This window comes from Acetobacter okinawensis JCM 25146, assembly GCF_000613865.1.
Lineage (GTDB): Bacteria > Pseudomonadota > Alphaproteobacteria > Acetobacterales > Acetobacteraceae > Acetobacter > Acetobacter okinawensis.
The window spans coordinates 101546-123418 of record NZ_BAJU01000001.1 but is presented as its reverse complement, the minus strand read 5'-3'; the positions used below and the strand labels follow the sequence as shown (position 1 = coordinate 123418).

Here is a 21873-nt window from a genome sequence, read left to right as displayed (position 1 = left end):
CCCGGTCGCAGGTGGATGGTTGCGCGTATTTATTTAGCGGATGCCATATCCGGCAGTTCGGGGGTAACCCCTTCCTGCTTGGCAAGCGCTTCTGCGGCTTCAATAGCTGCCACACGCTCTTCAACCAGTTCGACAACATGGTTGATCATGTCACCAGCAGCAATGGTATGGTCCTGCTTGCCAGCGGAGTAAACCATGTGGCGGCCAGAACCACCCCCGGTCACCCCAAGGTCGGTCATAAGCGCTTCGCCCGGGCCATTGACCACGCACCCGATGATGGAAAGGGTAAGCGGGGTTTTGATATGGGCCAGACGGTCTTCGAGTGTCTGGACCGTTTCCACCACATTAAAGCCCTGACGTGCGCAGGACGGGCAGGAAATGATCTTGACCCCACGGTGGCGCAGACCAAGGGATTTAAGAATATCCCAGCCGACCAGCACTTCCTCCTCGGGGGCTGCGGAAAGGGAGACACGCATGGTGTCACCCACCCCAGCCCAGAGCAGATTGCCAAGCCCGATGGAGGATTTGACCGTACCGGCACGCTTGCTGCCTGCTTCGGTAATGCCAATATGCAGCGGGTAATCGCACGCATCAGCCAGTTGCTGATACGCGGCAACCGCCATGAACACGTCAGACGCCTTGACGCTGATCTTGAATTCCCGGAAATCGTGATCTTCCAGAATTTTAGCGTGTTCGAGAGCGCTTTCCACCAGAGCTTCCGGGTTAGGCTCGCCGTATTTTTCCAGCAGATGCTTTTCCAGCGAACCCGCGTTCACGCCAATACGGATGGAGCAGCCATAATCCTTAGCTGCCTGCACCACCTCACGCACACGCTCGGCGCTGCCGATATTGCCGGGGTTAATACGCAGGCACGCAGCCCCGGCCTTGGCGGCCTCAATCGCGCGTTTATAGTGGAAATGAATATCGGCCACGATGGGCACATTCACTTCCCTTACAATTTCAGCCAGTGCTGCCGTGCTCTCCTCATCGGGGCAGGAAACACGCACGATATCCACCCCAGCCAGTTCGGCGCGGCGAATCTGCTCAATAGTCGCCTGTGCGTCGCTGGTCAGTGTGTTGGTCATGGTCTGGACGAAATCGGGGCATCCCCACCGACGGCTACCTTGCCGACGTGGATCTGCCGAGATTTCCGACGTTCGATATGCTGGTAAGGCCGGTAGCCGCTCATCTTGCATCCTTTTGTCGAGACGACAGTTGGGGGAGGATCTGCCGCGCTTCGGCGCTGCGGCGTCTCCCGCTCTAGGTTTGGTGCTTTCCTGCCAAAATCAAGGCCGGTTGGCTACACATAAAGCATGGAAAGAGCCATTCAGTGCGCGCCAAGCCCATTAAGCTGGCGGGCATTCAGGTCATCCGCGCTGGGTTCCGCAGGAGGTGCCGCACTGTGCAGAGGTGGTTTGGCCGCACTGGCTAAAGGCGCGCCAGCACTGCCCTCTCCCGCCCCAACAACAGGTACGGCGGACACATCAGCCTTCGGTTTATCCGCCGTTACGCTTTGGACAGGCAACGCTGCCCCTCCCACTGCCGGCGACGCCACAACGGGTACCGCAGGGGTAGCAACAGAATTGAGACTACCGCCAGTCTGCACCTGCCGCACAGCATCCGGCGTTAGGGCAATATGCCGCAGAACAGCGCCATTCTTCCCCAAAGGTGGGGTTGTGATGCTGCCTTGTGCAAGGGCTATGCCGCCTGCGTTCCCCACAGTCAGAGTGTAAGGCCCATTATCGGCGGGCACCGTCCACGCATCGCCCGGCTGCAAGATGTGGTCGTACACCACCTTGCCACCCACGTTCCTGACCTGCACCCAACTTGCTGCAAGTGCCTTGAGCGTAAGAGGAGCATCCTGTGTGCCATTGGCTACGTCGGGCGCGTTATGCTCTGCGGGTTCTGCCGCAGGCTGTACTGGCACCGACGCAACAGGATTGACTGATTGAGGAACCACCGCCCCCTCCACGGGTGTAGTTGGCGAAGGTGCGGGTGTGCTCTGAGCTTCATTTTGCACAGATGGCGCATTTTGCAGCGGGACCACCTGCGCCACCACAGGCACCGGTGGAACCTGCGCGACATTATGGTCCGGCAGAATGGAGGCCACCTGAGGTGATGGTGCATTTTTTGCACTCTCACCCGGCATAAGGCTTGCTACAGGCGGCACGCGCTCTGGTGCAGGGGGAACATGCCCGACAAAACAGTACCAACCAATATAGCTTGCCAGAATAACAGCCAAACCCAACGAAATGCTGACGGCTGGTGGCAGGCGGCGGTCTGGTGGTGGGTCGGGGAAATCCAGCTCGGGCTTACGCACACCCAGCCGGCCTTCCTGCCGATAAAGCTTTAACAGATGCTCGGGCTCAAAACCCAGGGCCTGCCCATAGGTCCGCAGGAAACCCAGAGCATACACTTCCGCTGGCAGAACGCTGGCGTTGCCGTTCTCCAGCGCCTCCAGATAAACGCCACGAATCCGCAACCAGGCGGCCACATCCCCGATGGACCAGCCGAGCTGCTCCCGGCGCTTACGCAAAGCCTCGCCTACCCCCAAGCTCCACATCAGGGAGGGGGGGCAGAGGCGAGCCTTGATCCTGCTCGGAACCTTGGGCGTATTCAGCCATCCGCATCCATACGACGTTGTTGACGCACCAGTGCCACCACAGCCTGCTCAACCAGATCCTCGATGATCTGCGCCACAGGCTGAACAGACGTTACCATACCAACAGACTGGCCTGCCATAACAGAGCCCTGTTCCACGTCGCCGTCAATAACTGCGCGGCGCAATGCACCGGCCCAGAAATGTTCGATTTCCAACTGGGCGGCGTCACGCGTGAGTTCCCCGGACTGAAAACGACGAATCACATCGGCCTGATGGCTGACAAACTGCCGCCCACCTTCGTTACCAAGTGCGCGAACAGGAATGACCGGGAAGCGGTCATCCAGCTGGACCGACGTTACGGCATCCCGTGCGGCGGCGCGGACAAACGCTTTTTTAAACTTTTCGTGAGCAATGCTTTCCTCGGCCGCGGCAAAGCGCGTACCCAACTGCCCACCAGATGCTCCCAGTTCCAGATAGGATAGCAGAGCATCCCCCCGTCCCAGACCACCGGCCACAAAGACCGGAACGCTCTGAATATGCGGCAGAATTTCCTGCGCCAGAACAGTCAGGGAGACCGGGCCGACATGGCCCCCGGCTTCTGCCCCTTCGATCACCAGCGCGTCCACACCCATTTTGACCAGACGCTTGGCCAGCACCAGAGCAGGAGAAAACGCAATGACCTTTGCCCCGCCGTCCTTGATCGCCTTGATCGCAGCCCCCGGCGGAATGCCTCCAGCCAGCACGATATGACCCACACCGGCGTCCAGGCAGACCTGCACCAACTCATTGAGCTGGGGGTGCATGGTAATCAGGTTCACGCCAAAGGGGCTGTCTGTCAGGGCGCGGGTTGCCTGAATTTCTTCCGCCAGACGGGCTGGTTCCATAGCCCCGCAGGCAATGACCCCGAACCCACCGGCATTGGAAATGGCAGAAACCAGATTACGCTCGCTGACCCAGGACATGGCCCCGCCAAGAATGGCGTACTGCGTGCCCAAAAACTCGGTGCCACGCCGCCACAACCCGTCCAGCCGCTTGCGCGCCCGGTTCAGTTCTGCGGGGGTAGGTTCTTCAGTCGTGCAGACCACGTTGCTTTGCTCAGACATTATCCAACCCGTATGCGGTGTGCAGGGCACGCACGGCAAGTTCCGCGTATTCCGCTGCCACCAGAACGGAAATCTTGATCTCGCTCGTGGAGATCGCCTGAATATTGATTGAACGCTCGGAAAGCGTGCGGAACATGGTGCTGGCCACCCCGGCATGCGAGCGCATGCCCGTGCCAACAACACTGACCTTCACAATATCCGGGTCGGTCGCCAGCTCTTCATACTGCACGGAGTCCCGCACACTTTCGAGCACGTTGATCGCCTGCGGCAGGTCGCTCTTGCTGGTTGTAAAAGTCATGTTGGTCGTGCCGTCCGCCCCTGTGCTCTGCACGATCATGTCCACGTTCACGTGGGCTTCGCTCATGGGGCCAAAAATTGCGGCGGCAATACCGGGCCGGTCCGGAATGCGCCGAACCGACAGCTTGGCTTCATCACGGGAGTAGGCAATGCCGGTAACCAGTTTTTTTTCCACGATTTCGTCCTCATCCACCACCAAAGACCCGGGAAGATGCCCTTCCATAACAGCCGGACCATCCGCAAAGCTGGAAAGCACCTGCACCCGCACCCCTTCGCGCATGGCAAGCCCGACACTGCGGGTTTGCAGCACCTTGGCGCCGACCGAGGCCAGTTCCAGCATTTCCTCATAGGTAATTTTATCAAGCTTGCGCGCCTTGGGCACAATGCGCGGGTCGGTCGTATAAATACCGTCCACATCCGTGTAGATATCGCACCGGTCTGCCTTGATGGCCGCAGCAAGAGCCACGGCAGACGTGTCCGAGCCACCACGGCCAAGGGTGGACACCCGCCCATCTGGCGCAACGCCCTGAAACCCCGCGACAACCGGCACCATGCCCTCTGCCATGCAGCCGAGCAGTTTTTCGCCGTCAATCGAATCCAGACTGGCCTTGCCATGTGCCGAATCGGTCCGGATTGGCACCTGCCACCCGGCAAACGAGCGGGACGGCACACCAAGGTTCTGCAGGGCAATGGCCAGCAGACCGCTGGTTACCTGCTCACCCGTAGCCACAATGGAATCGTATTCCTTGGGATCATGCAGCGCGGAAAGAGACTGGCAGAAACCGACGAGCCTGTTTGTTTCCCCCGCCATGGCGGACACAACAACCAGAACATCACATCCTGCGTCTTTCTGTTTTTTGACGCGCTCGGCCACGGCCCGAATACGATCAAGGTCGCCGACAGACGTTCCGCCGAATTTCATGACAATCCGGGGTGCGGAACCGGACATAGCTTTATTCTCCACCAGACAAGCCGCAGATCATGCCACACGCCCCAGTGCCACGGCTTTGACAAAAAGACATGCTGGAACGGTTGCACAGCTTTACAAGGCGCGTCACATAACCTTGCCGGCCCCCTTTCGTCCAGCGGGGAGAGCCGCAGGAAAGGAATTTGTTGCATGAACGCCACCAGCCCCCACGCGGCCTCTTCGGTCTCTGATGAAGAAATCGCCCGGTTTAGCGCCCTTGCGGAGCAGTGGTGGAATCCTTCGGGCCCCATGCGCCCACTGCACGCCATGAATGCGCTCCGCATCGATTGGGCCTGCCGCCACCTGCCCTTGCGCGGCAGCACATCACGTCGGGCAAAAATTCTGGATATCGGCTGTGGTGCCGGGCTGGCGAGCGAGGCTCTCGCCAAGGCTGGGTATGATGTACTGGGGCTGGATGCCTCGGCCAATGGCATTGCCGCAGCCAAGGAACACCTGAGCACGCACCCTCTGCCCGAACATGCAGGCCCCCTGCACTACCGCAATGGCAGCGCGGAAGACCTGGTGGCCGAAGGCAGCCAGTTTGACGCGGTTGTAGCTTTGGAAATTATAGAACACGTTACCGACCCTGCAGCCTTTATGGACATGCTTGCCCAGCTTGTGCGGCCCAATGGTACGGTTATTGTCTCCACCATGAACCGCACATTGCGCTCGCTGGCCGTTGGTAAAATTGGCGCAGAATATATCCTGCGCCTGCTGCCCATAGGCACACATGAATGGCGCAAGTTCATCCTGCCGTCCGAATTGGGGCAGTATGCCCGTGCTGCAGGCCTGCGCATGATTGCCATGACAGGCATGGCTCCCGGCCCCATGGGCTGGAAGGAAACCCGCGACCTCGGGGTTAACTACATCGCAGCGTTTACAAGATACTGATTGTAAAGCTTTTTTGTACGCTGGAGCACACCCCGTGCTCTAGCGTGCGCGCCGCATTATTTGACTGAATCGGGGATTTTGCACACAGGCCCCATCGCAGGCCCCTTATAGCGGGTCCATGTCTGGGTTTCGCCAAAAATGGGCAGGCCGATGTAACCGCGCAGCTTGAGCACGTCAGGCTGGGTTGTCCATATCTGGGAATCGTACAGGTGCCCTGTATCCGGGTCCAGAATATGCCCTGCCCAGCGCCCCTTGTTACTACCCTCCATGGGTTGAAAATCCGTGAGCATCAACAAATCGCATTCGGATTTTCCATCATGACCATGCGGCACGTCTGTTCCATCGTAACGCAGGCCGATCAGGTGGCCGCACAGGTTTTGTCCACACCGATCAATTTTAAACACGCCATCATGGTCCTGACTAAGCCAGTACCCTGTTAACGCTGCCTCGGTTCCGACGGGTTCGGCAGAAAAAGACACAGAAGGCTTACCGGACAAAATGACAGACAACAGGGCGACAATACCTACCCCTGCCTTACGCACCCAGCCCGATCTGGTGTTTTTTCTCATGTCTGCCTCTCCCTCAACCAGACTGGCATAGTGACCAGCAACCCTGCCAGCAAGGATGTGGGGAACCTTGCCCACACGCACCACCCCTATTTGTAAAGGGTCAGGCCAGACATTCAACTGTCCGTGTCTCGGACCCATGGAATATTGTGGAACTCAACCCCTTCATCTTCGAGCATCTCGCGCTGGGTTTCTGACATCTCGCCATAAATCCCGCGCTCAGGGGCTTCTCCATGATGAATCCGCAAGGCTTCATCGGCAAAGTTTTTGCCCATATTTTCGCACTTATCTTCAATCGTGCGCCTAACGTCACGCAGGGCACTCAGTACGGCATCGGGTAGGACCGGTTGCGTGGGCTGGACTGGTGCAGGTGGTGCTTCTGTCCGTGCCTCGTCAACCGCGGGCTGCTCTTCCGGCACGCTGCGGCCACGACCACGCCTGACAATGGCCGGAGCCATGGGGGCCTGCTCCACATCCGCCGTGCCGCACTCGGGGCAGCTTAAAAGACCTTTTTGCCCCAGCATGGCAAATGTGGCGCTATCTTTGTACCAGCCTTCAAATTCATGATGATTGGCGCAACGTAAACGATAGCAGATCATCGTGGCTTAACCCTGCCTTAGCCTGAGCAGATGCAACAAAGCTCAGCTCAGCCCAAGTATGCCGTTCAACTGGCCTGTGCGTTCCAGACGCATCAGATCATCACACCCACCCAGTGACCTGCCATCCACAAATGTCTGCGGTACTGTTGTCTGTCCGCCAGACAGTGCAATGGCCTCTTCCCGTTCGGCTGTGCCACGCGGGGCGTTCACTTCGGTAAAGGGAATATTCTTGCTCTCAAGCAGGGCGACAGCGCGCCTGCAAAAGGGGCAACCGGGCTGGGTATAAATTTTGATTTCTGGCATGCGTTTTTCCTTACTGGTTATAAATCATGGATTCAATCTGCTTTCCGCAGAACATGGCATGAACTTTATATGGTGTGTCTAATCAACGCGGTCCAGATCGCTCTCCGCACGGGCGGGCACCACCCCCGCAACCAAAAGGCTGACGCTGCGCGCCCCAGCGTTCAGCAAAACACGTGTGCAGGCCGCAGCCGTTGCCCCTGTTGTCAGCACATCATCCACCAGCACAACATCACGCCCGTGCACCAGCCCCTGCCGTGATGGCCGCAGCGTTATGGCCTGCGCCACCTCATCCCACCGCGCCTGACGGGAAAAGGACGCCAGAGGCACCGTCCGCCTGACACGCACCAGCACATCCGGCTGGCAGGGCAGACCACTCAGCTTTGCCACGCCATGCGCCAGTACGGCGGCCTGATTGTAACGCCGCCTGAACAACCGCCAACGATGGACTGGCACAGGCACAACCAGAGCGTTGGAGACCAGAACATCCTGCCCGATCCGCACCATCTGCGGAGCCAGAAAAGCAGCGCTATCTATCTGGTCAGCATATTTAAGCTTTAAAATCAGTTCCCTTGCCACGCTTTCATAAACAAAGGCCGCACGCGCCTGCCCCCACGCCGGGTGGTGTCGCTCACAGGCGGAGCACAGGCCCGCCGGGCCAAGCATGGCAGAACTTACCTGTGGTACTGCACAGACCTTGCAAAATGGTGCGACCACCGCCTGCAAGCGCCCGAAACAGGCCGCACACAACAACCCATGCCGCGCAACATCTGCCCCACAATGCAGGCATGCGGGCGGATACAGCACACCAAGAGCCAGCCGCCCGAGCGAACCCACCCGTGCCATAGCCCGCACGGCTAGTGCAAACACAGGTTTGTCATGGCCAAACGCTTGGCAAAAAGCATGGATACGCGCACATCTGCCTTTATGGATACACCTGTTATTTTTGACCGCAAAGCCGTCAGACACCACCGAGAGCGCGCAGCGCGCCTGCAAGATGAGGTGATGCCGGTCCTGAGCATTGCCACGGACCTTCTGCTCGACCGCCTGGATGACATGGTCCGAAATTTTTCTCTGGCGCTGGACATTGGTGGGCGGGGCATAACCAGCCAGCACCTTGCCGCACGGGGTATCCGTACCGTCAGTACCGACCTGTCCGCCGGGCAGCTTGCCCACTCAACCGGGCTGCGCGTCTGCGCTGATGAGGAGTGGCTGCCCTTTGCGCCGCACAGCTTTGATCTGGTCATTGCCAACCTGTCCCTGCACTGGGTCAATGACCTGCCCGGCGTGTTCAGCCAGATCAGGCATGCGCTCCAGCCAGATGGGCTGTTTCTGGCCAGCATGCCCATTCTGCCTACGCTGCGCCCCCTGCGCACGGCGCTGGAGGCAGCTGAACTGGCAGTGTGTGATGGGGTCTCCCCCCGCGTATCACCATTTCCAACCCAGCAGAGCTGTGCGCAACTCATGCAGCGTGCCGGTTTTGCCCTACCTGTGGTTGATACCGAGCGACTGGACCTGCGCTACCGCTCCCTTGGAGCACTCCTGACCGACCTGCGCGCCGCAGGGGAGACCAACGCACTGCACCAGCGTACACGCACCACACTCCCACGCATGCTAATCCCCGCCGCAGCAGCAGAACTGGAAAAACCGGGACAGGAGAGTTTTGCCATGCCCCTGCACATAGCTGTTTTATCTGGCTGGGCACCGGCACCAACCCAGCCCGTACCCTTGCAACCGGGGCAGTTCCAGCACTCCTTGCATGACGCACTGCACCAGCCGGATGTGACCGAGTAAAGCTGCCGGGCTTTTGCGCACCAAAGAACCGGGTCAGCCTCCGGTTACACTCATATGTCTTTGCGGGCCGGAGATAATGCCTGCCTGCGCATCCAGCAAAAAATCATGCCCGGTTGGTTTGCGGGCTATGGCCTGCTGTATGGCCACCTCCAACGCGGCGTCTGTTGCGCCCCCCCGCATAAGGTGGCGCAGATCAACCCCATCCTCCTGCCCCAGACAGGTATAGAGCTGCCCGGTGCAGGAAAGGCGCACGCGGTTGCAGGTGGAGCAGAAATTGTGACTCATGGGCGTAATAAAGCCCAGACGTCTGCCCGTTTGCGCCACACGTACATAGCGTGCAGGACCACTGGTCTGGTAGGTCAACGGCTCCAGCGTCCAACGCTGGGCCAATGTCCTGCGCACCGCATCAAGCGAAAGATACTGCGCCGCACGGTCCTCCCCCGTATCACCCATAGGCATGGTCTCAATCAGGCACAGGTCCGCGCCAATTTCACCACACCATGCCAGCAGAGCATCAAATTCATCATCATTGACCCCCGCCATGGCCACGGTGTTTATGCGGACGGCCAAGCCCTCCGCGCGAGCGGCACGTATGCCTTCCAGCGTGGTGGCGAGCTTGCCCCGCCGGGTCAAACGGGTAAAGCGTGCCTCATCCAGCGAGTCCAGACTGACGTTAACGCGCCGGACCCCCGCCTGCGCCAGAATGGGCGCATAATGGGCCAGACGGCTGCCGTTAGTTGTCAGCGTGAGCTCATCCAGTCTGCCAGACTGCTCTGGCAGGCGAAGCCACGCCCCCAACTCCTTGAAAAAAAAACCGATATCGCGCCGGACCAGTGGCTCGCCCCCGGTAATACGCAACCTGCGCACACCATGGCGCACAAAAACCCGGCTCAGGCGCAAAAGCTCCTCAAAGTCCAGCACATCCGCGCGTGGTAAAAACGACATGTGTTCGGACATGCAGTACACGCACGCATGTCGCACCTGTCAGTCACAGAAAGGCGGAGGTAGGAAATCCGCCTTCCGGCGGGGTCCGTTAAAGAGGACAGCATAGGTACACTTTATATCAGAAACCCGTGTGGCATCAAAATGTAAAAACGCCCCGGCACAGAAGACGTAACGCCTACCCTGCAAAAACATACGGCCCGCTTTAGGCGGGCCGCATGCAACAGACAAGCTGAAAAACCAGATTTTAATGTCCGGCGTTATTGCCCGAAAAATCCGGACGGGACAGGCCAGACAACTCAAGCTGCTCCACCAGAGCACCTTTAAGCCGCTCAAGCCCGGCATCATCACGCCCTTCGGCACGCGCAACCAGCACGGCCTGAGTGTTGGAGGCGCGCAGCAGCCACCAGCCATCAGTCGTGTTCACGCGCACACCGTCAATTTCGGACACATCGGCCCCGGATTTGCGCAGGCGTTCGGCCACCTCCTCGATCACCTTGAACTTACGGTGGTCATCGCAATCAAAGCGCACTTCGGGAGTAGACAGGGTTGCCGGCAACGCCTCACGGAAAGCAGAGAGCGTCTCGTCCGAGCGGGCGACAATGCCCAGCACGCGCACACCGGCGTAAAGTGCATCATCAAAGCCGTACCATTTATCGGCAAAGAAGATGTGGCCCGACATTTCCCCCGCCAGCGGGGAGCCGGTTTCCGCCATCTTGGATTTGATGAGAGAATGCCCTGTCCGCCACATCAACGGCTTGCCACCTGCGCGCGCCACCTCGTCAAACAGCACCTGACTGGCTTTTACGTCCGCAATAATAGTGGCGGCGGAATGGCTTTTAAGCACATCACGCGCGAGCAGAACGAGAATCTGGTCACCCCAGAGAATTTCGCCCTTGTTATCAACCAGCCCGATCCGGTCTGCATCACCATCAAAGGCGATACCAAGGTCGGCATGGTTATCCTTGACGGCGGCAATCAGCTGCTCAAGGTTTTTGGCGACCGTGGGGTCAGGGTGATGAGCGGGGAATGTGCCATCAATGGCCGCATTAAGCACAATGTGCTCACCCGGCAGCAGCGCCACCATTTTTTCAAGCACTTCGCCTGCGGAACTATTGCCGTTGTCCCAGACGATCTTGAGCTTGCGCGTCCCGCCGTCGTAATCTTTGACAAGACGTTTGACGTAATCATCGCGCAGATCAATCGTGCGGACGGTCCCTTCTTCCGCCGCGACCACATCGCCTCTGGCAGCAAGGTCACCCAGTTCGCGGATCTGCGCGCCAAAGAACGGCTTGCCGGCCAGCATCATTTTAAAGCCATTGTAATTGGGCGGGTTGTGGCTCCCCGTTACCATAATGGCCCCATCTGCATTGAGCGTTGCAGAGGCGTAATACAGCATGGGCGTTGGCCCACGGCCGACACGGGTGACGCGCAGCCCGCACTCAAGCGCACCCTTTACAAGGGCTTCTTCCAGCATGGGGGAAGACAGACGTCCATCGTAGCCCACAACCAGCGTTTTGCCGCCATTACGGCGGACAAGGCTACCAAATGTGCGGCCAATGGCAAACGCGTCTTCCGCACTCAGGGTTGTCCCAACAATACCGCGAATATCGTACTCACGCAGGCTTGTGGCATCAAAATCATGCGTAAAAGACATCAGTTCAGCCCCTCATATTTTTTGAGGAATGCACGCACACCATCAGCCAGTTCCGGCCGTTCCAGCGCAAAGGCGATCTGTGCCTCAAGGAAGCCCAGCTTGTTGCCGCAATCGTAGCGCGTGCCTTCATAACGCAGGCCATGGAAAGGCACATTGCCGATGGTTTTGGCCATGGCATCCGTCAGCTGCACTTCGCCCCCAGCGCCTTTTTCCAGCTTGGCAAGGTGCGGCATCACGTCGGGCGTAAGGATATAACGACCGATGATGGACAGATTGGAGGGAGCTTCCTCTGGTTTGGGCTTTTCGACCAGCCCCTTGACTTCCACAAGGCGGCCATCATCCTTGCCGGTATCGAGAATACCGTAACGGTTGGTATGCTCACGCGGCACTTCGGACACGGCAACCACGTTGCCCCCGGTTTCGTAATACGCCTCAGCCAGCTGCTTCAGGCAGCCTTTCTGCGACATCACCATGTCATCTGGCAGCAGGATGGCGAACGGGTCATTCCCGATAAATGCACGCGCACACCAGATGGCATGGCCAAGCCCAAGGGGTTCCTGCTGGCGTACAGCCATAAGCGAGCCAGCCTGAATGCTGCTCGGCTCCAGCGCCTCCAGACAGTCCACTTTATTGCGCTCCTTGAGCGTGCTTTCCAGCTCATAGGCAATATCAAAATAATCGATCAGGGAGTCTTTGCCACGGCCGGTAATCAGGCAGAATTCCTCAATACCTGCGGCACGTGCTTCATCAATGGCGTATTGAATAAGGGGTTTGTCCACGACCGGCAGCATTTCTTTTGGCATGGCCTTGGTCGCTGGCAAAAAGCGCGTTCCCAGCCCCGCAACTGGCAGGACTGCTTTACGTAAAGGCTTGGGATTGGACACGAATGAAACACCTTTAAATCAAGTTAAACCTACGACCATCCGAGCTGGTTTACCCCAAACACAAGGTCATAAGCCCCATGCACCAGCGCCGGAAAAAGACTGGGGCGACAACCAGTGTTATCTGGCAGTCTGCCTTACATCCACAGCCGACGGGCATGGTCTTTTTTTACATAACAACAACCATGCTTCTACACTGTAACAGACAGCAAAAGAACGGCGCGAATATGACAAAGCACGCCCAAATTACAGAAAATCAGCTATGAACAAAAAAAACGGCTCAAGGCACCAGCCTTTTGCCGTTCATAACAGTATATTTTGTCATGAAAAAAAATGGTGCGGTCGAGAAGACTCGAACTTCCACGAGGTTTCCCCCACAAGCACCTCAAGCTTGCGCGTCTACCATTCCGCCACGACCGCACGTGACAAACGGTATCAAAAAAGGCGATACCGTGTGTTAGGAAGCCCTATAACCGAACCATGAGCAGGCGGCAATGACCAAAGAACAAATTTTATGGGAAATAAGCAAAAAACTGGTGCCCTACCCTGCCGCACTGAGCAGAATGGAGCAGATTGCCAAATCCATACGCGCAGGTGAGGCGGCGGAGCGCGTATGGCTGCTTGAGCACCCCCCCCTTTATACGTCCGGTACATCAGCCAGAGCGGAGGACCTGTTCAACCCGTCAGGCTACCCCACCTACCATGCGGGGCGGGGCGGACAATGGACCTATCATGGTCCGGGCCAGCGTACGGCCTATGTCATGCTTGACCTGCAACGCCAGCACGGCTCTGCGCCAGCGCGCGACCTGCGCGCATATGTGCAGGCCCTTGAGGCATGGATTATTACCGCACTCGCCAGTTTTGGTCTGCGTGGGGAGGTCCGCGAAGGCAGGGTGGGTGTCTGGGTCATCAACCCGCAAACGGGGGGGAGGAAAAAATTGCCGCCATTGGCGTGCGTGTCTCACGCTGGGTGAGCTGGCACGGGGTGGCGATCAATCTGGCCCCTGCCTCCCGGACTTTGACGGAATCGTCCCTTGCGGGATTCGGGAATACGGCGTGACCAGCTTTGCAAAGCTGGGCATCAACGCCAGCATGGCTGATCTGGACCATGCGCTGGAGGCAGCGTGGCGCACCGTGTTTGGCAGCACGCCCTCCGCCCTAAGTCCCGTAGAGCTTACGCCGGGTCCAGTCGAATTTGCGTAAGTTTGCGCTGCGCATCCAGAATGCGCACATCATAAAGTGTTAAACGCCCTCCCGCGTCCTTAAAACGCAGGGTCACCAGCTCCTGGGAGGGGTTTTCCGCTCTGGTGAGCGAGAGCTGGAGCATACCGGGGGGCTGCTGCACATCCGTAACCATAACAGGACCGGACAGGCGCACAGGGTTACCCAGCAGCAGGCCCAGCGCGCTGTGTGCCAGACCTATATGGGTCTCGGACCCATTCTGCGCATCCGTGAACACGGCAGAGCGTTCAGATGCCCTGAGTTCCATCTCATGCGGGGTGGTAAAGCGCATATCCAGCGCGCCGGGGCGGTAGGTAATCAGCCCGCTCCCTACAGAGCCATTGGGCCAGACCTGCGTAAACGGCGCATCGTGCAGGTTAACGGTTCTAAAATAAGCCTCTACCCGGCTGACTGCCGCAGCATTGGGGGGGCTCTCCACCCCCGCCGTGGTGGCGCAGGCCGCCAGTAGCAAAGGTGCCAGAGCAAGCAGGTTACGCCGCCGGAGCAGACCCGCACTCATACAACAGCCTCTTCTTCCGCCGGGGTTCGCAGGGTCAGTGCCAGAGCATGCAGGCCATCCGCCAGTTCGGCCGCCAGCAGGTCATGCACCTTGCGCGAACGCGCAACGCGATTCATGCCCTCAAAAACGGGCGATACAATATAAAGACGGAAGTGGGTCTCCGTTGCTCCGGCGCTGGGGCCACGTGTCTGCTCCACATGGTGGGCATGGCGTGCGCTCTCGTCCTGAATGTCCAGTCGGGTGGGAAAAAGCGCTGTTTCCAGCACTTTGCGCACCCGCTGCGCGCGTGGAGCGGCCGATACCGGGGCTGATGCGGACTGCGAAAGACTGCTCATATGGCAACTCACCTCTTGCGACCAAAGCATTTGCAACGCAAATAACGATGAATGATGAAGCGAAGGAACACCCGTCCCCGCGCGTTTGATCCCGATCCCAACGCGCCGCAGCGCTGCTGCGACATGCCGGACTGCACAAAGCCGGCAGGATACCGTGCGCCTCGTTCGCGCGATAGCCTGAACCAGTATTATTGGTTCTGCCTTGAGCATGTCCGTGAATATAATGCGCGCTGGGACTACTACAAAGGCATGTCCCCCGGCCAGATCGAGGCCCACCTGCGCGCAGACATCAGCTGGGACCGGCCGACATGGACGTTCGGGCAGGGCCCCGGTCCGGGCAAGCGCACTATGCCAAACGAGGAAGACATTCTGGACCCGTTGGACATTCTGGGTCAGAATCGCCGCGCCCGTGCAGAGCGAGCCCGCGCACAGGCTGAACCACGCATACCCGCACATCTGCGCGAGCCGCTGGCCATTCTTGGGCTGGACTGGCCCGTAACAATGGTGGACGCCAAGGCGCATTACCGCGCACTAGCCCGCAAACACCACCCGGACACCAATCAGGGCGATCTGGCATCCGAGGAACGGCTGAAAAAGATCAATGTTGCCTTCACTATTGTGAAGACACACCTACAGACAGAAGAACTCGAAAAAGCAGGCTGATCATGTATCCTGCTCCGGTACGCCCTGCCGGTTTTGTTTTGAACCCCTTACGATCAGACGGATAATCATGACGGATTCCAGCCCCCAGACAGCAGCTCTTGATCTTCCGCCCATTTCGGCGGTTTCCGTACCGGATGTGCAAGTCAGCGTCCGCGACGTGTTCGGGATCGAATCCGATCTGATGGTGCCTGCCTTCTCCCTCCGTACCGAGCATGTGCCCCCGGTTGATACGGCCTATCTGTTTGACCATGATACAACACTGGCCATTCTGGCAGGCTTTGCCTTTAACCGCCGCGTTATGGTGCAGGGCTTCCATGGCACGGGCAAATCCTCCCATGTGGAGCAGGTTGCCGCACGCCTGAACTGGCCGTGCATCCGCATCAATCTGGACAGCCATGTCTCGCGCATTGATCTGGTGGGCAAGGACGCCATTGTGGTCAAGGACGGCCAGCAGGTTACCGAGTTTCAGGAAGGGTTGCTGCCATGGTGCCTGCAACGCCCCTGCGCGCTGGTGTTTGATGAATATGATGCAGGGCGCCCGGATGTTATGTTCGTCATCCAGCGTATTCTGGAAGTGGAAGGCAAGCTGACCCTGCTGGACCAGAACCGCGTCATTACCCCCAACCCGTGGTTCCGTCTGTTTTCCACCGCCAACACGGTCGGTCTGGGGGACACGACCGGCCTGTACCATGGCACCCAGCAGATCAATCAGGGGCAGATGGACCGGTGGAACATTGTAACCTCGCTCAACTACCTGCCCCACAAACAGGAGGTGGGCATTGTCTGCTCCCGTCTGGGCATTGCTGAGGATGACAAGGCCGGACGCGAAAAGATTGACAACATGGTTGCACTGGCCGGGCTGACACGGGCCGGGTTTATGGCCGGTGACCTGTCCACTGTCATGTCCCCGCGCTCTGTTATTGCGTGGGCCGAAAATGACCGTATTTTCAAAGACATCGCCTTCGCCTTCCGCGTTACATTCCTCAATAAATGTGACGAGGCAGAGCGCGGCATGGTGGCCGAGTATTATCAGCGCTGCTTCAACAGCAGCCCCCTGCCCAAACACGCTGCCTGAAAAAAACAGTAAGAACAGACTGGGGGCGTTATGGCTGATCCGGCAAAAGACAGGGGCAACAGCCCCATCCGCCTCTCACGCGAGGAGGCGGAAAAACGGCCGATGCCTTCAAACAGGCAACGGAGGCAACCCTGCGCGCCCTTGGTGGCCGCAAAGAGGCGGATGTCTCGTTCCATAGCGGCAACATGCCCATGGCCCCGATCAGTCTGGGAGAGAAAATCCGCCTCTCCTCCCCCTCCCTGAATTTGAACGAGGAAGAAGCCCAGCGCCTGCGCGGGGCTGCCGATGCACAGGCCCTGCGCCTGAAGCACCATGACTTTGACCTGCATGCAGCCCGCCGTCCGGCAGACACCATTGCGCGCGAGGTGTATGACGCACTGGAGCAGGCCCGCGTGGAGGCCGTAGGGGCACGCCACATGAAGGGCGTTGCCGCCAACCTGCGCCAGAGGCTTGAGCAGGAAATCCATGCCGCCGGTCTGGAACACATGACCGATGCGGCCCAGCTTTCTCCCATTGTCGGGCTTGAACTGCTTGCGCGTGAAAAGCTGACCGGCATCCCTCTGCCCGACTCCGCACGCACCATTTTGGAGCAGTGGAAGCGCACATTACCGCAGGACGCGCTGGACGCATTGGACACACTGGCCGCCGACCAGGACAGCCAGAAAGCCTATTCCCGCGCAGCACGCAAACTGCTGGCGGCCTGCGCCCTGACCGATGACGACTCCCTCTCCGATCAGGAGGACGAGGAGGACACATCCGGCACAGCCCCTGATTCCAATGATGACGAAAGCGACCAGCCCCCACCCGAGCAGCAAGATGACACATCTGGTGCCGCCCCCGACCTGTCGGACGCAGTCTCCGAGCCCCAGCTTATGGCAGGGAGCGCAGATGCGGCTGACAACACTCCAGAAGTAGAGCAGGAATCGGGTTCGGCCGAAGGAACGGGGGACGCCGCAGGACCGGGCAACCGCAAGGATATCGAAGCAGGGCAGACAGCAAAGGGCTACCACGCCTACACCACCAGTTTTGATGAAGAAATTCTGGCCGAAAACCTGTGTGACCCTGACGAACTTTCGCGCCTACGGCACCAGCTGGACCTTCAGCTTGCAACACTGCACGGGGTTGTCTCTCGCCTTGCCAACCGGCTCCAGCGCCGCCTGATGGCACAGCAGACCCGCTCGTGGTCGTTTGACCTTGAAGAGGGCATGCTAGATGCTGGCAGGCTGTCACGCATTGTGGTCAACCCCCGCCTCTCCCTCTCCTACAAGCAGGAGAAAGACACGGAGTTCCGCGACACGGTTGTCACCCTGCTGATCGACAATTCCGGCTCCATGCGCGGGCGCCCCATTTCCGTTGCTGCATCCTGCGGCGATATTCTGGCCCGCACGCTGGAGCGCTGTGGCGTCAAGGTGGAAATTCTGGGCTTTACCACCCGCGCATGGAAAGGTGGCCAAAGCCGCGAACTCTGGGTGCAGAACAACAAACCCGAAAACCCCGGCCGCCTGAATGACCTGCGCCATATTGTTTACAAGGGTGCAGACACGCCATGGCGGCGCGCACGCACCAATCTGGGCCTGATGCTGCGCGAGGGCCTGCTGAAAGAAAACATAGATGGCGAGGCCCTGCTCTGGGCATGGCGCAGGGTTAAGAGCCGCCCCGAGGCCCGCAAGATTCTGATGGTTATCTCGGATGGCGCTCCGGTGGATGACAGTACGCTGTCGGTCAATCCCGCCTCATATCTGGAAGACCACCTGCGCGAGGTCATCCATATGATTGAAAACCGCAGCCCGGTGGAACTGACAGCCATTGGCATTGGTCATGACGTGACCCGCTATTACCAGCGCGCAGTGACCATTACCGATGCAGAGGAACTGGGCGGGACCATGCTCCAGTCCCTTTCCGCCCTGTTTGATGAAAAACGTACGCGCAGGCGCGCTTAAGCCTGCGCCTGTTCTTCCACCAGCTTCAACATCCTCACCTGCGCCAGACGCACTTCCATGAAGGAGTGCAGGGCATCGAGCAGAATGGTCACATCAGCCTCGGTCGTGCGATGGTTGACCAAAGCAACGCGGATTGCCAGCACACCACCGATCCGGGTGGTAGATGGAGCAACAATGCCGCTGACCTGTAGATCCTTCACCAGTTCGCCATTCAGCCAGTCCAGATCCTCCACTTCGGACGTAACCACCCGGAAGCACACGACATTCAGCGTAACGGGGGCAAGCAGTTGCAGGTGCGCGCTGGTCTGCACCTGCCCGGCCAGCCCACGTGCCAGCGCACAACTGTGGGTAACAACCTGCCCCAGCTTTTCCGTTCCGAATCCGGCCAGTGCAAACCAGACCTTGAGAGCACGGAACCCGCGGGAGAGGTCTGGCCCAAGGTCACAAAACCAAGGAGCCCCAGCGGCAAGGCCCCTGTCCTCGCGCGAGAGGTAGGCCAGCGATTGCGCAAACGCTGCGGCCTGCCTGCCCGGCTCGCGCACCAGCACACAGCCCGCATCGTAGGGGACCTGCGCCCATTTATGGAAATCAAAGGCCAGACTGTTGGCCCGCTCAAGGCCCGCAAGCAGCGGAGCCAGATCAGGCGCCAACCTTGCCAGCGCACCAAACGCACCATCAACATGGAACCACAGCCCCTCACGCTCAGCCAGGTCAGCCAGCGCGTTTAGCGGGTCAATGCTGCCGGTATCCACGGTGCCTGCCGTGCCTACGACCAGAAAAGGCTCAAAGCCATCTGTCCTGTCCTGTGCGATCAGGCGTTCAAGGGCCAGGGTATCCATCTGGTACGCCGCATTCAGCGGGACGCGGCGCAGGGCGTGCTCACCCAGCCCGGCCATATCAAACGCACGTGCCACGCAGCCATGTGCACTCTCGCCCGCATATCCGACCAGCCTGCGCCCCCCAATGCCGTGGAGCCGCATATCCTGCCCATCCACCACATTACGGGTCGCGGTCAGTATGGCAATAAAATTGGCCATGGATGAGCCGGTTACCAGCACCCCGGTTGCATCGGGGGGGAAGCCAAACATTTCTGCTGCCCAGCGGACAACCATACGCTCGACTTCCACCGGTGCATGGTCACGCCCACCCAGATTGGCGTTCAGCCTGCGGCCAGCATGTCAGCCAGCATACCCTGAGCCGTGCCACCCCCATGCACCCACCCCATAAAACGTGGGTGCCGGTTCCCCACCGCATAGGGTTGCACCATGGTCGTGAACTGCTGGTACAGATCGCCCAGTTCCTGCCCTGCATCGGGCAGAGGGGCTGTTTTAAAAACATCCCGCACCGAAGCAGGCATGGGTTGCCAGACTGGCCCCTGAGATACGTGGCGGATGTTCTCCAACATCTCATCAAGCATCTGGTGTCCCTGAGTTTTCAGTTCTTCCCAGTCTTCAGGATCCAGACCCGCCACAACCACACTCCCTCTTACATACAGTCAAAACAGATACCCCTTTAACCAACCTTACGCGCTGGCATTGCAGGGACGTCTCCCTGTGCTGCGCTCAGCCGCGCAAACCTGCGGGCCAGCACAGCACAGACAAAAAGCTGGATCTGGTGATACAGCATGAGCGGCAGAACAATAACCCCCACAGAGGCAGGCGGGAACAGGACATTGGCCATAGGTACCCCAGAGGCCAGCGTTTTTTTGGAGCCACAGAACACAACGGCAATTTCATCCTTGAGCGGCAGGCCAATCAGGCGGCCACCAAAAATGGTCAGCCCCAGCACAGCAAATAGCAATGCGCTGTCAACCACCGCGATCAGCCCCAGCTCTGCCAGAGGCAGGCGATGCCACAACCCCTGCATAACCGCATCGCTGAACGCTGCGTACACAACCACCAGAACCGAACCACGGTCGGAAAAAGAAAGGATTTTCTTGTTCCGGTGTGCCCATGCCCCAAGCCACGGCTGCAACACCTGCCCCAGAATGAAGGGGAGCAGAAGCTGGTACACAATATCCAGCAGGTTGCCCGTTGTCTGGCCATGCTGGCTCAGCACCAGCCCCACCAGCACCGGCGTAATAAAAATACCAAATACGTTGGAGGCGGTAGCCGCACACACCGCCGCAGGCACATTGCCCCCACCAATGGAGGTAAAGGCGATGGAGGACTGCACCGTGGAAGGCAGGCAGCACAAGAAGAGCACCCCCATCCAGATGTCAGGCTGCAACAGGCCGGGGAACAGGGCGTGCGCTGCAAGCCCCAGTAGCGGGAACAAAACAAACGTGCATGCCAGAATAAGCAGGTGCAGCTTCCATGCCACCACCCCGTCCAGCACCGCCTTGCGCGACAGACGCGCACCTTGCAAAAAAAACATCAGGGCAATCAGCCCGACCGACAACCAGTGAAAAACCGGTACCGCCGCCCCATGGCACGGCACAACAGTTGCCAGCAGAACAGAGGTCAGCAGCCCCAGCAAAAAGGGGTCAATCTTCAAAAACCGCACGGTTGTGGCTCTTCCATGATAATCTTGTGTTGCCTGCAATTTTTACTTACGGCACCTTCCTTGCGAAATGAAGCAGAACTCTCCTTTTTCCCTCCATCTTCTCGGGGTCGTGAGTCTGTGCGCCATCGCCCCGGCAGAAACCGCCCTTGCCGCCCCGCCATCGGGCTGCGCGACTGTTCACGCAAGCTCTGAGGAAGACACGCCCAAAGGCCTGATCTACCATGATCTGAGTGTGAATGCTCCCAACGGGATCACCAGCCTGCATGTCAAAAAGCTGGTTTTTGCTGGCCGGGCATCCAGCGCACAGGCCACACAGGACCTGGCGCAGGCCGCATCCCTGCTGCTGGTGTCCGCCATGACCGGCCAGCACAATGCTGCCTGCACGCAATGGCTTACGGAACAGGGCAAGCAGGTTGTCGCGGGTTTGCAGTCCGGTGCGGCTTACGACCTGACATGGAACAACGCGACCATCGAGCACGGTGCCGCCCATGTTAACGTGGCGACCGCGCGCTACCAGATGCAGGGCGCGGCAGGCCCACACACCAGTTCGGCCTCCCTGAGCATGAGCGGCCTATCCTTCCACAACGTGGCCAACCAGCAGCTCCTGCCTTCTGCAGCTCAAGCGACCTTCTCACTCCCCACGGCGGAAATTCCGGCACTTATCAGCGCCGTGGGCGGGCGCAGTACCGCAGCCCCTGCCGTGCATGCCACCATTAGCAATTTTGAAGCCTCTGAGGACACAGTGCGACTACAGGGGCATGGTCAGGCAACACTGACCGGGGATGTAGCCGCCACATCCGCCTCCGGACATTTGGAAATCACCAATCTGGAAGAGCTGATAGAAAAAGCACGCACTGCCCGCCAGATGAAGCTGGCTGCGGGCCTTGTTCTGGGCAGGCTGGTCAGCCACCGCTCTGGCGAGCAGAATACGTGGGACACCACATGGACAGGTGGCGTACTGACCGTGAACGGTTTTCCGCTCCCCATAAAATAACCGCCCTCCCTGCGCATGCAG

Annotated in this window: 17 protein-coding genes, 1 tRNA gene and 5 pseudogenes; 7 read left to right on the top strand and 16 right to left on the bottom strand. The window is 59.1% G+C overall.

The features are described from left to right. Positions 1-29 precede the first annotated feature (29 nt). The 4 genes and pseudogenes from ispG to JCM25146_RS00590 form a co-directional block, all read right to left on the bottom strand. Positions 30-1189 (bottom strand): annotated as a pseudogene (gene ispG, locus JCM25146_RS16205) (flavodoxin-dependent (E)-4-hydroxy-3-methylbut-2-enyl-diphosphate synthase). Positions 1190-1327: 138 nt separating this feature from the next. After that, complete coding sequence (locus JCM25146_RS16200; protein WP_242400809.1) at positions 1328-2536, bottom strand: helix-turn-helix domain-containing protein; 1209 nt, start codon at positions 2534-2536, stop codon at positions 1328-1330. 80 nt (positions 2537-2616) lie between these two features. Continuing rightward, positions 2617-3705 carry an NAD(P)H-dependent flavin oxidoreductase gene (locus tag JCM25146_RS00595; RefSeq protein ID WP_051543839.1) on the bottom strand — a complete coding sequence of 363 codons (1089 nt, stop codon included), beginning with the start codon at positions 3703-3705 and terminating at the stop codon, positions 2617-2619. Continuing rightward, the gene (locus JCM25146_RS00590) at positions 3698-4951 is read right to left on the bottom strand and encodes an aspartate kinase (protein ID WP_025825090.1); all 1254 of its coding nucleotides are present in this window, start codon (positions 4949-4951) and stop codon (positions 3698-3700) included. The genes JCM25146_RS00595 and JCM25146_RS00590 overlap by 8 nt, the downstream gene beginning before the upstream one ends. Before the next feature lie 168 nt (positions 4952-5119). On the opposite strand from JCM25146_RS00590, the gene ubiG reads away from it, so the two are divergent. After that, positions 5120-5860 (top strand): bifunctional 2-polyprenyl-6-hydroxyphenol methylase/3-demethylubiquinol 3-O-methyltransferase UbiG, encoded by a 741-nt coding sequence (ubiG, locus tag JCM25146_RS00585; RefSeq protein WP_025825088.1) that lies wholly within the window; start codon positions 5120-5122, stop codon positions 5858-5860. A 56-nt stretch (positions 5861-5916) separates the two neighbouring features. Here ubiG and JCM25146_RS00580 read toward each other — a convergent pair whose 3' ends face one another. The 4 genes from JCM25146_RS00580 to JCM25146_RS00565 all read right to left on the bottom strand — a co-directional run bounded on the left by JCM25146_RS00580 (position 5917) and on the right by JCM25146_RS00565 (position 8195). Beyond that, a complete protein-coding gene (locus JCM25146_RS00580) occupies positions 5917-6567 on the bottom strand; it encodes a DUF2147 domain-containing protein (protein WP_242400808.1) in 651 nt (216 codons plus the stop codon). Beyond that, the gene (locus JCM25146_RS00575; protein WP_025825084.1) at positions 6543-7025 is read right to left on the bottom strand and encodes a DUF1178 family protein; all 483 of its coding nucleotides are present in this window, start codon (positions 7023-7025) and stop codon (positions 6543-6545) included. Before JCM25146_RS00575 ends, JCM25146_RS00580 begins: the two co-directional genes overlap by 25 nt. A 42-nt stretch (positions 7026-7067) precedes the next feature. Beyond that, positions 7068-7328 carry a glutaredoxin 3 gene (gene grxC / locus JCM25146_RS00570; protein ID WP_025825082.1) on the bottom strand — a complete coding sequence of 87 codons (261 nt, stop codon included), beginning with the start codon at positions 7326-7328 and terminating at the stop codon, positions 7068-7070. A gap of 78 nt (positions 7329-7406) precedes the next feature. After that, complete coding sequence (locus JCM25146_RS00565) at positions 7407-8195, bottom strand: ComF family protein (protein ID WP_242400807.1); 789 nt, start codon at positions 8193-8195, stop codon at positions 7407-7409. A gap of 57 nt (positions 8196-8252) precedes the next feature. On the opposite strand from JCM25146_RS00565, the gene JCM25146_RS00560 reads away from it, so the two are divergent. Beyond that, complete coding sequence (locus JCM25146_RS00560; RefSeq protein WP_025825078.1) at positions 8253-9119, top strand: methyltransferase domain-containing protein; 867 nt, start codon at positions 8253-8255, stop codon at positions 9117-9119. Between the two features lie 33 nt (positions 9120-9152). Here the strand turns inward: JCM25146_RS00560 and moaA are convergent. The 4 genes and pseudogenes from moaA to JCM25146_RS00540 form a co-directional block, all read right to left on the bottom strand. Then, positions 9153-10168, bottom strand: a pseudogene (gene moaA / locus JCM25146_RS16195) (GTP 3',8-cyclase MoaA). Between the two features lie 140 nt (positions 10169-10308). Beyond that, on the bottom strand, positions 10309-11718 hold the full coding sequence (gene pgmG, locus JCM25146_RS00550) for a phosphoglucomutase/phosphomannomutase PgmG (protein ID WP_025825076.1): 1410 nt from the start codon (positions 11716-11718) through the stop codon (positions 10309-10311). After that, positions 11718-12602, bottom strand: a complete 885-nt coding sequence (gene galU / locus JCM25146_RS00545; RefSeq protein ID WP_025825074.1) for a UTP--glucose-1-phosphate uridylyltransferase GalU — start codon at positions 12600-12602, stop codon at positions 11718-11720. The genes pgmG and galU overlap by 1 nt, the downstream gene beginning before the upstream one ends. A 331-nt stretch (positions 12603-12933) precedes the next feature. Beyond that, positions 12934-13019, bottom strand: a tRNA-Leu gene (locus JCM25146_RS00540). A gap of 74 nt (positions 13020-13093) precedes the next feature. On the opposite strand from JCM25146_RS00540, the pseudogene lipB reads away from it, so the two are divergent. Further along, a pseudogene (gene lipB / locus JCM25146_RS16190) lies at positions 13094-13802 on the top strand (lipoyl(octanoyl) transferase LipB). Here the strand turns inward: lipB and JCM25146_RS00530 are convergent. Further along, positions 13774-14340 carry a LolA family protein gene (locus tag JCM25146_RS00530; RefSeq protein ID WP_025825072.1) on the bottom strand — a complete coding sequence of 189 codons (567 nt, stop codon included), beginning with the start codon at positions 14338-14340 and terminating at the stop codon, positions 13774-13776. The pseudogene lipB and the gene JCM25146_RS00530 overlap by 29 nt on opposite strands. Beyond that, a complete protein-coding gene (locus JCM25146_RS00525; protein ID WP_025825069.1) occupies positions 14337-14675 on the bottom strand; it encodes a BolA family protein in 339 nt (112 codons plus the stop codon). Before JCM25146_RS00525 ends, JCM25146_RS00530 begins: the two co-directional genes overlap by 4 nt. A 51-nt stretch (positions 14676-14726) precedes the next feature. Between JCM25146_RS00525 and JCM25146_RS00520 the strand changes: the two genes are divergently transcribed. The 3 genes and pseudogenes from JCM25146_RS00520 to JCM25146_RS00510 form a co-directional block, all read left to right on the top strand. Then, complete coding sequence (locus tag JCM25146_RS00520) at positions 14727-15338, top strand: J domain-containing protein (RefSeq protein WP_025825067.1); 612 nt, start codon at positions 14727-14729, stop codon at positions 15336-15338. A 67-nt stretch (positions 15339-15405) separates the two neighbouring features. Continuing rightward, a complete protein-coding gene (locus JCM25146_RS00515; RefSeq protein ID WP_025825065.1) occupies positions 15406-16413 on the top strand; it encodes an AAA family ATPase in 1008 nt (335 codons plus the stop codon). Between the two features lie 56 nt (positions 16414-16469). After that, positions 16470-18353, top strand: a pseudogene (locus JCM25146_RS00510) (cobaltochelatase CobT-related protein); the annotation flags it as partial. Here JCM25146_RS00510 and JCM25146_RS16185 read toward each other — a convergent pair. Further along, a pseudogene (locus JCM25146_RS16185) lies at positions 18350-19824 on the bottom strand (pyridoxal phosphate-dependent decarboxylase family protein). The pseudogenes JCM25146_RS00510 and JCM25146_RS16185 overlap by 4 nt on opposite strands. Positions 19825-19865: 41 nt before the next feature. Then, entirely contained in the window at positions 19866-20858 is a 993-nt protein-coding gene (locus tag JCM25146_RS00500; protein ID WP_025825061.1) for a bile acid:sodium symporter family protein, read from the bottom strand. Between the two features lie 67 nt (positions 20859-20925). On the opposite strand from JCM25146_RS00500, the gene JCM25146_RS00495 reads away from it, so the two are divergent. Beyond that, positions 20926-21852 carry a hypothetical protein gene (locus JCM25146_RS00495; protein WP_199897664.1) on the top strand — a complete coding sequence of 309 codons (927 nt, stop codon included), beginning with the start codon at positions 20926-20928 and terminating at the stop codon, positions 21850-21852. Positions 21853-21873: the final 21 nt, after the last annotated feature.

Bases quoted from the DNA above. Each gene is read 5' to 3' on its own strand.
- JCM25146_RS00495 (WP_199897664.1), top strand. From the start codon at position 20,926: ATGAAGCAGAACTCTCCTTTTTCCCTCCATCTTCTCGGGGTCGTGAGT.
- JCM25146_RS00590 (WP_025825090.1), bottom strand. From the start codon at position 4,951: ATGTCCGGTTCCGCACCCCGGATTGTCATGAAATTCGGCGGAACGTCT.
- ubiG (WP_025825088.1), top strand. From the start codon at position 5,120: ATGAACGCCACCAGCCCCCACGCGGCCTCTTCGGTCTCTGATGAAGAA.
- pgmG (WP_025825076.1), bottom strand. From the start codon at position 11,718: ATGTCTTTTACGCATGATTTTGATGCCACAAGCCTGCGTGAGTACGAT.
- grxC (WP_025825082.1), bottom strand. From the start codon at position 7,328: ATGCCAGAAATCAAAATTTATACCCAGCCCGGTTGCCCCTTTTGCAGG.
- JCM25146_RS00575 (WP_025825084.1), bottom strand. From the start codon at position 7,025: ATGATCTGCTATCGTTTACGTTGCGCCAATCATCATGAATTTGAAGGC.
- JCM25146_RS00595 (WP_051543839.1), bottom strand. From the start codon at position 3,705: ATGTCTGAGCAAAGCAACGTGGTCTGCACGACTGAAGAACCTACCCCC.
- JCM25146_RS00560 (WP_025825078.1), top strand. From the start codon at position 8,253: ATGGATACACCTGTTATTTTTGACCGCAAAGCCGTCAGACACCACCGA.
- JCM25146_RS00520 (WP_025825067.1), top strand. From the start codon at position 14,727: ATGATGAAGCGAAGGAACACCCGTCCCCGCGCGTTTGATCCCGATCCC.
- JCM25146_RS00530 (WP_025825072.1), bottom strand. From the start codon at position 14,340: ATGAGTGCGGGTCTGCTCCGGCGGCGTAACCTGCTTGCTCTGGCACCT.
- JCM25146_RS00525 (WP_025825069.1), bottom strand. From the start codon at position 14,675: ATGAGCAGTCTTTCGCAGTCCGCATCAGCCCCGGTATCGGCCGCTCCA.
- JCM25146_RS00580 (WP_242400808.1), bottom strand. From the start codon at position 6,567: ATGGGTCCGAGACACGGACAGTTGAATGTCTGGCCTGACCCTTTACAA.
- JCM25146_RS00515 (WP_025825065.1), top strand. From the start codon at position 15,406: ATGACGGATTCCAGCCCCCAGACAGCAGCTCTTGATCTTCCGCCCATT.